This is a genomic window from Pseudomonas sp. LBUM1662 (assembly GCF_059695915.1).
Window position 1 is genome coordinate 6,596,315 of sequence record NZ_CP166793.1, and the last position, 13,304, is coordinate 6,609,618.

At 59.5% G+C, this 13,304-nt stretch carries 11 protein-coding genes; all 11 read right to left on the minus strand.

The annotated features are described in order from the left end of the window. Window positions 1-76: 76 nt before the first annotated feature. Genes ACA049_RS30135 through tssA form a run of 11 tightly spaced genes read right to left on the minus strand, consistent with a single transcriptional unit; the run spans window position 77 to window position 12,800 of the window. Window positions 77-1,594 (minus strand): sigma-54 interaction domain-containing protein, encoded by a 1,518-nt coding sequence (locus ACA049_RS30135; protein ID WP_109626768.1) that lies wholly within the window; start codon window positions 1,592-1,594, stop codon window positions 77-79. 10 nt (window positions 1,595-1,604) lie between these two features. Next, complete coding sequence (gene tssH, locus ACA049_RS30140) at window positions 1,605-4,253, minus strand: type VI secretion system ATPase TssH (protein ID WP_497331962.1); 2,649 nt, start codon at window positions 4,251-4,253, stop codon at window positions 1,605-1,607. Between the two features lie 13 nt (window positions 4,254-4,266). Further along, window positions 4,267-5,274: a type VI secretion system baseplate subunit TssG gene (gene tssG / locus ACA049_RS30145; protein WP_497331964.1), complete on the minus strand. Its 1,008-nt coding sequence runs from the start codon at window positions 5,272-5,274 to the stop codon at window positions 4,267-4,269. After that, entirely contained in the window at window positions 5,238-7,025 is a 1,788-nt protein-coding gene (gene tssF / locus ACA049_RS30150) for a type VI secretion system baseplate subunit TssF (RefSeq protein WP_497331966.1), read from the minus strand. The genes tssG and tssF overlap by 37 nt, the downstream gene beginning before the upstream one ends. Window positions 7,026-7,028: 3 nt before the next feature. Next, window positions 7,029-7,415, minus strand: a complete 387-nt coding sequence (locus ACA049_RS30155; protein ID WP_497331968.1) for a hypothetical protein — start codon at window positions 7,413-7,415, stop codon at window positions 7,029-7,031. Then, entirely contained in the window at window positions 7,412-8,263 is an 852-nt protein-coding gene (locus ACA049_RS30160; protein ID WP_497331970.1) for a hypothetical protein, read from the minus strand. Before ACA049_RS30160 ends, ACA049_RS30155 begins: the two co-directional genes overlap by 4 nt. 4 nt (window positions 8,264-8,267) lie before the next feature. After that, on the minus strand, window positions 8,268-8,771 hold the full coding sequence (locus ACA049_RS30165; RefSeq protein ID WP_497331972.1) for a PAAR domain-containing protein: 504 nt from the start codon (window positions 8,769-8,771) through the stop codon (window positions 8,268-8,270). Window positions 8,772-8,781: 10 nt separating this feature from the next. Beyond that, window positions 8,782-9,189, minus strand: coding sequence for a type VI secretion system baseplate subunit TssE (gene tssE / locus ACA049_RS30170; protein ID WP_008150080.1), 408 nt, complete (start codon window positions 9,187-9,189; stop codon window positions 8,782-8,784). Between the two features lie 14 nt (window positions 9,190-9,203). Continuing rightward, window positions 9,204-10,679: a type VI secretion system contractile sheath large subunit gene (gene tssC, locus ACA049_RS30175; protein ID WP_109626782.1), complete on the minus strand. Its 1,476-nt coding sequence runs from the start codon at window positions 10,677-10,679 to the stop codon at window positions 9,204-9,206. Window positions 10,680-10,707: 28 nt separating this feature from the next. Beyond that, entirely contained in the window at window positions 10,708-11,211 is a 504-nt protein-coding gene (gene tssB, locus ACA049_RS30180; RefSeq protein ID WP_010465292.1) for a type VI secretion system contractile sheath small subunit, read from the minus strand. A 32-nt stretch (window positions 11,212-11,243) separates the two neighbouring features. Beyond that, window positions 11,244-12,800 carry a type VI secretion system protein TssA gene (tssA, locus tag ACA049_RS30185; protein WP_497331974.1) on the minus strand — a complete coding sequence of 519 codons (1,557 nt, stop codon included), beginning with the start codon at window positions 12,798-12,800 and terminating at the stop codon, window positions 11,244-11,246. Between the last annotated feature and the right edge of the window lie 504 nt (window positions 12,801-13,304).

Sequence of the window (13,304 nt, forward strand, 5' to 3'; positions counted from 1 at the left end):
TAGACAAAGCACAAAGCGCCGACCCGGTTGGGCGGCGCTGTTAGAAGCGGATGAGGTGAAATCGACGGTCATTTGCCTACCCATCGAAATCACCCAGGTTGATATTCAAGCGCCCGAGGCGATACAGCAGCGTGCGGCGCGGCAGGCCGAGTTCGCGGGCGGCGAGGGTCTGGTTGCCGTCGTTTTTGCGCAGGCAATCGAGCAGCAGGCTGCGCTCGACCTGCTCCAGGCGTTCGCGCAGGTTCAGGCTGTTGTCTTCCGGCATGGCTTCCATGCGCAGGGAGAAATGTTCGGCCAGCAACTCGCCGCCCTCGCACAGCAGAACAGCACGTTCGACCAGGCCTTTGAGTTCGCGCACGTTGCCGGGAAAGGCATAACCGGACAGGTGATCCAGCGCCGCATCGGACCAGCGCACCGCATCGCGCTGCAAGAACGAGCAGGCCTTGTCGGCGAAGTGGCGGGCCAGGTCGAGGATGTCGCCTTCGCGCTGACGCAGGGCCGGCAACTCGATCGGGAATTGCGCGAGGCGGTAGTACAAGTCCTCGCGGAATTTGCCTTCGCTGACCAGCACCGACAAATCCCGGTGCGTCGCGGCGATGATGCGCACGTCGATCTTGTGGGTGTCGTTGGAACCCAGCGGACGAATCTCGCCTTCCTGCAACACGCGCAGCAGCTTGGCTTGCAGGGACAGCGGCATGTCGCCGATTTCATCGAGCAACAAGGTGCCGCCGTTGGCCGCATCGAACAGCCCGGCACGGTCGCGATCAGCACCGGTGAACGCACCTTTGCGGTAGCCGAACAGTTCGCTTTCCAGCAGGTTCTCGGGGAACGCCGCGCAGTTCTGCACGATGAACGCCTGGGAACGGCGCGGGCCGCAGTCGTGAATCGCCCGTGCGACTACTTCCTTGCCGGTGCCGGTTTCGCCGCGCAGCAGCACGGTGTACGGGCTGTGCAGGACTTTGCTGATCAGCGAATAGGTCTGGCGCATGGCCTTGCTCTTGCCGATCAAACCGTAACCGCTGGCGCTTGGGACGCTGACCTTCATCGGTCGTACGTCACCGCTCGGCTGACGCAAACGCTGGAGCAAATGCAACTGGCCAAGCACGAACGAACCCAGTTGCCCGAGGGAATCGGCGAAGCCTTGCAGGTCGATGTGCCGGCGACTGGCGCACAGCAGCAAGCCTTCGACGGCCTTCTGCTGATTGACCAGCGGCACGCACAACAGCGACTGCCAAGGCGTGGCCTGCGGCGGCAGGAAACTGGTTTCGTGCAGGCTGCCGCTCAACTCGCTGAGGCTCACCACGCGGTTCTGGCACAGGGCGAATTGCAGCAGTTGTTCACCGTTGTAATCCGCCGGCAGGCTCTCCGCTTCACGGGGTTGCAGGATGCCGTTGAGGCACTCGGCGTTCATCCCCAGGCAGGTGTGAGTCGCGTCCAGCAGGTACAACTGCGTCAGCTCGCAACCGCTGAGCTCGGCCAATCCGCGCACGAAGTCACCCAGCAACGCAGCGCCGTCCGCCGCGCGCGACAGGCTGGCGAACTGCGCCAGCAAGGCTTCGGCATAGACCAGCGGTTGCGGCACTTGAGTGAACATCACACCCACCTCAGGCGAACTCGCACGTCACGCTGGCGTTGCCGTCGAGCGTCGCGTGGACACGCTTGAGGCTTTCACCGGTGGCCATCGCGTCGAGCAAGCGGTCGGCCACCAACGGCAGCACGTGCAGGTCGAGCAAGTGGTCGATCAAACGCGCGCCGCTGTCGCTTTGGGTGCAGCGTTCGGCGAGGTGATCGACGAGGTCTTGCGAGTAGGTGAAGTCCAGCTGACGACGGTTCAGGCGTTCGCCCAGACGACCGAGTTTGATTTCGATCAGCTCACGCAGCACCGGGCCGCCGACCGGGTAGTAAGGCACCACGCGCATCCGCGCCAGCAACGCCGGTTTGAAGTGCTTGCTGAGCACCGGGCGAATGGTTTCTTCGAGCACTTCGGCTGATGGGCGTGCGCCGTTTTCGCAGAGTTCGCTGATGCGGTCGCTGCCCAGGTTCGAGGTCATCAGGATTAGCGTGTTGCGGAAGTCGATCTCGCGTCCTTCGCCGTCGTTGGCCACGCCTTTGTCGAAGATTTGGTAGAACAGGTTCAGTACGTCCGGGTCAGCCTTCTCGACTTCATCGAGCAGCACGACCGAGTAAGGCTTCTGGCGCACGGCTTCGGTGAGCATGCCGCCCTCGCCGTAACCGACGTAGCCCGGTGGCGCACCGATCAGGCGCGAGACGGTGTGCTTCTCCTGAAACTCGGACATGTTGATGGTGGTGATGAAACGATCACCGCCGTACAGCAAGTCCGCGAGAGCCAGTGCAGTTTCGGTCTTGCCGACACCACTCGGGCCGACCAGCAGGAACACACCCACTGGCGCGTCAGGTTTGTTCAGGCCGGCAGCGGTGGCGCGCATCGAGCGGTCCAGGGCGTGAACGGCTTGTTCCTGACCACGGATGCGCGTGCGCAGGTCGGTGGCAAAGCTGGCGACCTTGGCGTTATGTTCACGGGCCAGTTGCGCCAATGGCACGCCGGTCCAGGCGCTGATGACTTCGGCGACCAGACGCGGGCACACTTCGAAGCTCACCAAACGTTCTTTGACCTGAAGCTCGGTCAGCGCTTTGTGCGTTTCGTTGAGTGCGGCTTCCAGGGTTTCGACGCTGTGCGCTTCGTCCACCGGCAGCGTTTCGATCACGGTGCCTTCGGCGTCTTCTTCAACGGTGACGATTGGCTCGACGGCTGCCGCTTCGCGTGCCTTGGCCAGTTGCTGACGCAGATCCAGCAGGCGCTCGGCCAGCTCTTTCTGTTCGGTCCACAGGGTTTCCAGCGCGACCATTTCCTCTTCGGCAGTCGCCAGGCGATCTTCCAACGCGTCCAGCGCTTCGTGATCGATCAGCAAACCGGCTTCAGCATCACGGCGCAGGGCCTGGCGCTGACGGCCACCTTCAGCCAGTTCGCCACGCAGGCGCTCAAGGCTTTCCGGGGCAGCGGCGAGGCTGATGCGCACCCGAGCGCACGCGGTGTCGAGCACGTCGACGGCTTTGTCTGGCAGCTGACGGCCTGCGAGGTAACGAGCAGACAACTCGGCTGCCGCAACCACTGCGTCATCGCGCAGGTAGATGCCGTGACTCTTCTCGTAGACCTGAGCCAGGCCACGGAGGATGGTCACCGCTTCGCTGACGGTCGGCTCGTGCAGTTGCACCGGCTGGAAACGACGGGCCAGGGCCGGGTCTTTTTCGAAGTATTTTTTGTACTCCGCCCAGGTGGTCGCGGCGATGGTGCGCAACTCGCCACGGGCCAATGCAGGCTTGAGCAGGTTGGCCGCGTCGGAACCGCCGGCATTGCCGCCCGCGCCGATCAGCGTGTGGGCTTCGTCGATGAACAGGATGATCGGTTTCGGCGAGGCTTTGACTTCGTCGATCACGCCTTTGAGGCGACGTTCGAATTCACCTTTGACGCTGGCGCCGGCTTGCAGCAAGCCCATGTCCAGCGACAGCAGTTCCACGCCTTTCAAGACTTGCGGCACTTCACCGGCGGCAATGCGCGAGGCCAGGCCTTCGACGATCGCAGTCTTACCAACGCCGGCTTCACCAACCACAATCGGGTTGTTCTTGCGGCGACGGGCGAGGATGTCGACCATCTGACGGATCGCGCCGTCGCGGCACAGCACCGGGTCGAGTTTGCCGTCGCGGGCCTGTTGAGTCAGGTTATGCGTGAAGCGCTCCAGCAGCGATTCGCCCGGCACAGAGGGTTTGCCGGTGGCCGGTTGCTCTTTCTGCGACAGGGCGAATTCTTTCAGGCGCTCGATGTTCAGCTTGGCCAGCAACGACTGGTAGCGGCTGCCCGCATAGCGCATCGGGTTGCGCAGCAGCGCGAGGATCAACGCGGCTTGCTCGACCTGGCTCTGGCCCAGTTCAAGGTTGGCCACCAGCAGCGCGTCTTGCAGCCACTGCACCAGTTCCGGGGCGAACACCGGGTTGCGCGAGGCGCTGTGCTCGACCCGCGATTGCAACGCGGCGCTCAGCTCACCGGCATCCACTTCCGCGTCTTGCAGCGCGCGTGCGAGCAAGCCTTGCGGGCGCTCCAGCAGGCCGAGCAGCAAGTCTTCGACGAGGATTTTGCTGCCGCCACGGGCGACGCAGCGCTCGGCAGAACTTTCCAGATCACGACGGGTTTCGGCGTCCAGCGCCTGGATAAGTTGTTGCAGGTCTACGTTGATCATTGGTCATCTGTCCTTAATGAATTTTGCTGCCCAGGGTCACCACGCCGTCCGCTTTTTCGCGGCCCAGCCAACTGGTCCATCCCAGGCGACAGGCGTTTTGCTCACCGATGCGCAGTTCGCGGATTTCTTCCTGGCGCAACACCAGGCGAATGTCGTAATCGAGCGGGTCACGCAGGGTGAACCGCACCAGCGCGCACAACGGCTGGTAACCGAAACCGATCGGCAGGAATTCGTGAAAGCGCTGCCAGTCGAGCTCGCGGATGTGGATGCGGAACTTGCCGCTGCGGTCGCGCACGTGTTCGCCCAGCACCAGGTCTTCGCCGAGCAGGCTGTTGGCGCGGCCGAGGCGATTGCGCTGCTCGTCGAGAATTTCCACGCGGCGCTCGATGCACTGCTCGATGGTCAGTTCGGCGTGCTTGAAGTAGTAACGCAGCACCGCTTCGATCAGCGCCGCCGAGTGCGCCCGCAAGCTGAGCAAACCGAGGTACGGCAGCAGGCGTTTCCAGTTCAGTTCCTGGGCCTTGCGGATCTCTTCGCCGCCCAGGCCGATCAAGGCAAACAGCTGCGCCGAAAACGGGTCGAGGGCGCCACTTTCGAAACTGGCGCGGTAGCGGTACTTGCGCCAGATCGGCAGCATCAGCCGTTGCAGGCGATGGTGGAACAGGTCGAGGAAGTTGCGGGTCGGGTTACCGTCTTCGCTGTCGCCCAGGGCTTGTTCACCGTAGAACGCCGGCAGCGGCGAACCGGAGCCGACCAGGCCGATCAGGTTGAAACGCAGGCGCGCGCGCATCTGTCCGTGTTCGTGGAAAAACTCCACGCGATCGACGTCGCTGCCCGGGAAACCCAGGCTCGGGTTGGCCTGGAATTCGACCTGGTCGTACAGATCGTCCTGGCTCAGGTGCGGGTGGGCCTCGCGCAGCCGGTCAACCACCAGCAGCACGGCCTGAAACAGCGAGTACTCGCGTATTCCTCGGGTCAGTCCGCTTAAAGAAGCGGCTGAAGGCCCATACGTGGTGTCCATTGGTACACCTCTCCCTGTGTGCTTTTTACCCGCAGCTCGTGGTACGAATTGAGACTGGCGTAAAGCGCGAAAAACTCGTTAAGAACCGAGGCGAAAACGAACAGATCGCCTTCGCCGATATACCCTTCCGGGTCGATGGTCAGCTCGGTGCGCAACCCGCGAACCGGCAACCCTCGGTGCAACCGGTCGACGTGTTGGTGTTTGATCGACTTGAGCCCGCCCAGCAGGCGTTTGCTGACTTTCTCAGCGTGTTGGTCGTAGTAGCGCGGCAGGTCGTAGGTTTCCAGAATCACCTTCAACGCATTGACGTCGGCCAGCGACAGGTAGTTGAGCGACATGTTGCTGATCAGCTTCCAGAGGAAGTCACGGTTCAGCGGCGGCGCGTAACTCGGGGTAGCCGGAGTGATGTTGCGGAAACTCAGGAACTCTGGCGTCTCTTCGCAGGCCTGGCTGATGTCGCCGAGCTTGAGCTTGCGCGGCAGGTTCTGGTTGGTGCACATCAGCTCGATCGACAGCGTTTCGTGGGCTTCGGTGTGGCGGATGCCGAAGCTCAAATAAGTGTCGAGGCCGTCGTGCAACAGCGACGAACGCTGGCGGATGCTGTAATGCGGACGGCTGTTGGGCACGTCGAAACTCGGGTCGTGCTCGAACGATTCGAACGGCACGTATTCCTGATAGCCGAGGCCACCGGGCTTCCATCCGGTCACGGTTTCCACCGAGAACACACCGCAGTTCTGCAGATCGAATTCGGCGGGCAGCAGCAGGTATTCGTCTTGCTTGCCATCGAGGCGGATCGGCAGTGCGTCGTGCTTGAACAGGTTCACAATCGGCGTGCAGTAGAGCTTCACGTTGTCCAGCGTCGGACGCATCCGCATGATGCCGCTCTTGCGAATGTCGAAACGCAATTCGAGACCGCGCATTTGCTTGAGCGTGTCTTCCGGCAATGCTTTGAGCATGTCCAGGCCGTTGACGTCGACGAACAGGAACTTGTCCTGGAAGGCGAAATATTCCTGCAAGTAGCGGTAGCCGCGGAAGGTGTTCAGCGGATACGGGATCAACGCTTCTTCTTCGGCAAAACCCACCGGCTGCACGCGGTCGCCGGGCATCTTGAATGCCATCGGCAGGCCGTTGACGCCATTGATGGGTTTGCCGGCGCCGTCCAGCGGGATCAGCTCGATGCCTTCCAGATTGCGTAGCAGGCTGAGGTACAGCATCTGGCTGATGTAGCGCTCGCCAGCGAAGTGCAGACGCAGACGGCTCAACTCCAGCTCGCCCAAGTGGCCGTCTGCGCTCATCTCCAGACGCAGGCTCAACAGCGAGCCGTCGCCCTTCACCGAGTAATTCAGCGCAGCCAGATCCAGCGGCAAGACTTCGGTCGGGTAGCAAGTGCGGAAGCGGCAACGCACGTCATCGACCGGCACGCTCTCGACTGGCGTATCGCGCTCGACCATCAGCGCAGGACCCGAACGCTTCAACGGATCGAACTGCAAAATGCTGAACGCCGGCAGCGGCCGCATGTAGTTGGGCCACAGCAGGTGCATCAGGGAATGGCTGAGTTCTGGCAGTTCGTCATCGAGCTTCTGGCGCAGGCGCCCGGTCAGGAACGCGAAGCCCTCAAGCAACCGCTCCACGTCCGGATCTCGCCCGGCCTGGCCAAGGAAAGGCGCCAATGCCGGGCTACGCTCGGCGAATCGACGACCTAACTGGCGAAGTGCGGTGAGTTCGCTTTGGTAGTAGTGGTTAAAGGACATGAATTAGCTGCCTGAAGATAAATTACGTCGGGAAATCAGTCGCTCGACTATTGACCGAGCGATCAGCGCCAAGAGGCTCATGCTGCTTGTAAGACCGCTATACGCCATCGCCCTGACCGGGTTTTCGGGAAGAAAATAGAAAAGAACAACGGCGACCATAAACGCTATTGCCAAGATTTTTGCAGCGAACTTCGGCAATACAAAAACAACCATATTTACGAAGATGAAGAAGTAGAACGTTAATTCGGCGGTTATGCCAATCGCGGCTCCTCTAGCGGTAAACCCACCCATATGCGACTTATAAAAAGCAACACCATAATCATGAACAAAGAAATAAAGCACACCCACCAGTAGATAAATAACAAGTCCCGCTAAAATCTTCAAAGTCATGGCGTCCACGTTTTATATTTTGCAAGAACATCCGCAGAGATCGATGTTCTAAGAAGATCAACCGAGGTAGGTTCAAAAACAGTACTCACCTCTGGGATATCCCCGCCTGCACCCCGCAACCCACCAAAACTCTTTGTGCCTGCGACCCGTCGGAAGTTTTTGGATGCCCACAACGATGCTCTGATAATGATGAAATTGTCATAGACGTTTTCACTTCCATCGTCCTTCCCACCGAGCGATCCATCTGCCCATTCCAGGCCGGTCACCCCGGTTTTTCTGACTGCAGAATCGATGTCATTCGTTTCTTGCCAATACATTCGAAATGTATCCACGGCAAAGGGTATCTGGCCCAATCCATCAGTCCAGTAAGGGTCTCCTTCCACGAGACAAAGCAAGAACCCGCTACCGCCCTCTTTTTGCTTCTTCCAATCACCAGGCATGTTTCGGTAATACATAAGCGACTCGCGATCGACAATGGCGAAATCGATGATCGATTGCCAGGTGTGTTGTTTGTAGGCGCCAAATGCTTCAGACCCCTCGACGCTACTTTCCGGATTGACCCATACCCGCTCACGATAGGAATCAGCCAACGGCTCAAACCACTGGATCGCCTCTGCATAGAGCGTTTCGGCCTTTATGATTCGAAAGGGTTTATCTCCATCGTCCGGTCGCACCGCAAACAAAGGCACACCATTCGAGCGCGTTATCAACCAGACTTCCGGAAGATTCAAATTCTCCGGATCTGTATCGTCGCTGGCAGTAGTTTTGTTATCGAGCCTTAACGCTGTACCGCCATCTTCGGTAACAAAGGTGTAAGGAACGCCGTCAACTTCAACAATTGTTTCCAAGACCTTACTCCGACGTTACTAAGATGGTGACAGCTTCAGGCTTCAGGCCAGATGAAAAACATTCGGACATTCCAGATAACGCCGTGCCCACTTTTTCAATTCCGCTTTCGGAAACAATTCGGTAGTTCAGCCCCTCGACCGTTTTTCCGCTGGCTGTTTTAAAAGCAAAAACCCGATTGAATATCCCGGGAATAATCACTGGCAACGGCGCCACAAACGGCACCGGCGAATGCGAATTCCCGATAATCACCGTCCCCGACCCGGCCGTAACCTTGTTGCCATGAGTCCCAACGGAATCCACCGTGGCCGCCGGTTTGCCGTTAATCAAAACCGTCGTCGCCAACCCGCCCGACATCGCACCACCACACGCCGAGGCATCGCCTTGGCGGGCGGCCGCGAGGCCGTCGAAGAAGACGTCGCCGGAACCGGCGGCGATCGGGTTGGTGCCGTGGCCGGGGAGCGGGCAAGCGGTGGGGTCGGATACGCGGGCTGCGGGTTTGCCGGACATACGAATCTCCTTAGTTGACCTTGACTTGACCGCTGCCATCCAGGCGCGCGGCGAAACTGACCTGGCGCTTGAAACCATCAACTTCCAGCAAGCCTTCGATGCTGAAGGACAGGCGAAGCTGATCGTGATCACGCGGCAGGGAGATGACACGCACATTGCTCAGGCGTGGCTCGTAGGCTTCGATGAAATTTTCGATGGCCAGACGGGCCTGACTCAGGGAGTCATGCAGGCTCAGACGCATGTCATTGAGATCGGGTAGCCCGTAATCGGACAGCGTTTGCACGCTGCCCGCACGGGTGCTGAGCATCTTGGCCAGATGGGCAGCCACGGACGCCATGGCGGAGACCTCGCGGCTCCAGCCGACGCGTTTGTCCGCGTCGCCACCCAGGCGTTCGAAAAGGCTGCCGTATCCAGTCATGACTCAGGCTCCTCTTACTCTTTGTCCAGCTTGCCAACCAGCGACAGGGTGAAATCGGCACCCATGTACTTGAAGTGCGGACGCACGTTCAGGCTGACGCGGTACCAGCCAGGCTCGCCTTCGACATCGCTGACGATGATCTGGGCAGCGCGCAGTGGACGACGGCCACGCACTTCGGCGCTTGGGTTTTCCTGGTCGGCCACGTACTGGCGGATCCACTTGTTCAGTTCCAGCTCGAGGTCGGTGCGTTCTTTCCACGAACCGAGTTGCTCGCGCTGCAGCACTTTCAAGTAGTGAGCCAGGCGGTTGACGATCATCATGTACGGCAGTTGGGTGCCGAGCTTGTAGTTCAGCTCTGCCGCCTTGCCTTCTGCGCTGATGCCGAAGAACTTCGGCTTCTGCACCGAGCTCGCGGAGAAGAACGCCGCGTTGTCGGAGCCTTTGCGCATGGTCAGGGAGATGAAGCCTTCCTCGGCCAGTTCGTATTCACGACGGTCGCTAACCAGAACTTCCGTAGGAATCTTGGTTTCGATTTCGCCCATGCTTTCGAAGTGGTGCAACGGCAGGTCTTCAACCGCGCCACCGCTCTGCGGGCCGATGATGTTCGGGCACCAGCGGAATTTGGCGAAACTGTCGGTCAGCTTGGTGCCGAACGCGTAGGCGGTGTTGCCCCACAGGTAGTGCTCGTGGCTGTTGGCGACGGTTTCTTTGTACACGAACGATTTGACCGGGTTTTCTTCCGGGTCGTACGGGTTGCGCAGCAGGAAACGTGGCACGGTCAGGCCAACGTAACGGGAGTCTTCCGACTGGCGGAAGCTCTGCCATTTGGCGAATTGCGGGCCTTCGAAGTGATCTTTCAGATCCTTCAGGTCCGGCAGGCCGGTGAAGCTTTCCAGGCCGAAGAATTTCGGGCCGGCAGCCGCAATGAACGGTGCGTGCGACATGCAGGCAACGCTGGACACGTACTGCATCAGTTTCACGTCCGGCGAGCTTGGGGACATGAAGTAGTTGGCGATGATCGCGCCCACAGGCTGACCACCGAACTGGCCGTATTCAGCGGTGTAGATGTGCTTGTACAGACCCGATTGCATGACTTCCGGCGAATCGTCGAAATCGTCCAGCAGGTCTTCTTTGGAGACGTTGAGGATTTCAATCTTGATGTTTTCGCGGAAGTTGGTGCGGTCGACCAGCAACTGCAGGCCACGCCACGACGATTCCAGGGACTGGAAGTCAGGGTGGTGCAGGATTTCGTCCATCTGGCGGCTGAGCTTGGCATCGATCTCGGCGATCATGCGGTCAACCATGGCCTTCTTGACCGGCTCACCGTTGTTCTGCGGCTTGAGCAGCTCTTCGATGAAGGCCGACACACCGCGCTTGGCGATGTCGTAGGCTTCGTCGTCCGGCGTCAGGCGGGTTTCGGCGATGATGCTGTCGAGAATGCTGTATTCGCCGTTCTCTTTGCTCTTTTGCTGTGCTGCGCTAGTGCTCATTGTCTTGGCTTCCTTGGCTGATAGAGACTCAGGCGTCCTGGGCTGCGGCGTTCAGGCCCAGCTCACCCAGTACGCGACCGCGGGATTCGTCGTCGGCGAGAACGCCTTCGATGGCTTTGCGGAACGCAGGCGCGTTACCCAGTGGGCCTTTGAGGGCCACCAGCGCGTCGCGCAGTTCCATCAGTTTTTTCAGCTCAGGCACTTGCTCGACCAGCGAGGCCGGGTTGAAGTCCTTCATCGAGTTGACGCGCAGTTTCACGGCCAGTTCTTCAGTGTCACCTTCTTCCTGAAGACGGTTCGGCACGCTCAGTGTCAGGCTCAGCTCTTGCTTGGCCAGCACTTCGTCAAACGTCATCTTGTCGATACTGATCGGCTTGCGATCTTCGACTTTGCGTTCGTCCTTGCGGTGGGTGTAGTCACCGATTGCCAGTAGTTTCAACGGCAGTTCGATCTCTTCCTGTGCACCACCGGTGGCAGGTTTGAAAGTGACGTTGATGCGTTCCTTGGGGGCTACCGAGCCTTCTTTGGCCATGGCTTTTCTCCTTGCGGTTGTGGCCCTGGGGCCTATTCGAGTACCACTTCGAGATCGAGGTGGCACAGCCTGCGATAAATCTCTTCCTTGCGTTCACGTACGGCATGGTTCTGCGGCAACAACTCGCAGCAGCTATGCAGTAAATGCAGCACTTCCAGCGCAAGATCGGGCTCCCAGGCGTTCAGGCCTGAGTCCTGTAATGTTTGGTCGAGGGTTTCGAGTTGGGTCTTGGCCAGTTCGTATTTCTTGGCCATGAAGCACAGCCGCGCGAGGGCGAACTGCCAGAAGAACCGCACGCGTCCACCGTGGGCGCTTTGCAGGCCCTGCTTGAGGATCTGCACGGCGGCCTTGAGGCCGTCCTTGCGCAGGATCGGCAGGACTTCTTCGAGGGCCACTTCCCAGGCGGGCTGGGAGTCGGCGACTTCGACCTTGCGCGGCGCACTGGCGCTTTGCAGGTGCGGCATGACGTTGGCGCTGATCCAGGCGCGGGTGGCCGGATCGGCGAACGGCGCGCCGTCGTGGAAACGCAATTCGACGATGCCGGGCAGGCGCTGAATCAAAAGCGCGAAGTGGATTTCCACTTCGCGCATTGCCATCTCGGCGTTCAGGCCCTGGAGGCATTCCCAGACCATTCGCTGGCCATCGAACCAGAACGGCGCCTTCGCCAGGCTCGCCTCCAGCTCCACCAGCAGGTCGGCGTATTTGGCTTGATCGTAGCGGTCCTGATAGGCCTTGAGCTTGTCGGCGGGCAAACCGCGCAGCACGGTGATTTGCTCGGCGTTGCGCTCAGGCACCGCGTCGATGGGCAGCCACAGCAGCGTGCGATTGAGGCGCAGAGCGCGCAGGTCAGTGGCTTTCTGCTTGAGCCACCAGGCACACAACGGACGGGCGCTTTCCTGCTGGGCGCGCAGGGCCTTGTGAGCTTCTTTTTCGTTGTCGATCGGTGCGCCGGGGGTAAACAACTGCGTGGCAGCCTGCTTGACCTGGGCTACCGCGGCACCCACCACGCCGGGCTCCGGCTGGTTGTCGGCGGCGCGCTGCACCATGTTTTTCAGGCGACGGGAGATCGGCAGCAGCAGCGGCGCATCGTCGCCCAAATGCTCGGTGCAGGCGGCATCAAGGCCTTCGAGGTGTTCGACCAGCCGCCGGAACATCGGCAACTGCTCCTTGATCGCGACGTTTTCGGTCAGCACCTGCTCGAGACGCGGCACCAGCCAACTGATCGCAGCGGAGCGGGTACGAGCCTTGCTCGGGTGAACGTCGGCCCAGTGGTTTTCGCACAAGTGGTGCAGCAAACCGAGGCCGGCCAGCAGGCCCTGGAACGATTCGCGCTGGTACAAGGCCCAGGTCAGCCAGGCGCCGACCCGCAAATCCTTGGACTGGGTGCGCAGCAGGTTTTCGCTGTTTTCGCGGATTTTCAGCCAGTCGATCTGACCGCTTTCGTGCATGGACGAGGCTTTCGCCAGCTCGCTTTCCAATGCCTCATATTCGCTTGAAAAGCGAACGTCCTCGCCCGCGAAATTCTCTTTGGAAACAGAGGCTTTTGCGAGATCAAGGTAATGAGCAGAAAGTTTGCTTGAGTAGGACATCCATGGCCTTTATTTAGGATTACGGTCGAACGCCAATTGCAGTTGCAGCGGCGCGGGACAGTATCAAAGAGCTGCGATGAATCTCATCCAATTGAGTTCGTGCTCTTTCAAGTGCGCGCATCGTAATCACAATGATGGCCACTAGCAAGCATCCGATTAAACAATAAGACGAAGTGTTGTTTATTGCGTGTAGGAGTTTTCCCTATATGTGTAAGGGGATTCCCTGATGTCGCATTAATAATCACCTCCTCACCTGATCACCCTGAAACCATCGACCTAGAGCCACCCGTAAAATTCGACAGAGATAATGAGCTTCACCCCCAGCGACAGCTGCGCAGCATGCCAATAATTTCCAAGCATGAATGTAGGAAACCTCCGAAATGTTTCCGAAATTCTAAAAAAACATAATCCGACAATTGAGATATAAAAAAGTGCCATCACGTTGATGGCACTTCCATTTGAATAAATACTCAACTTCGGCAATACACCTTGTGGTTGCATGAA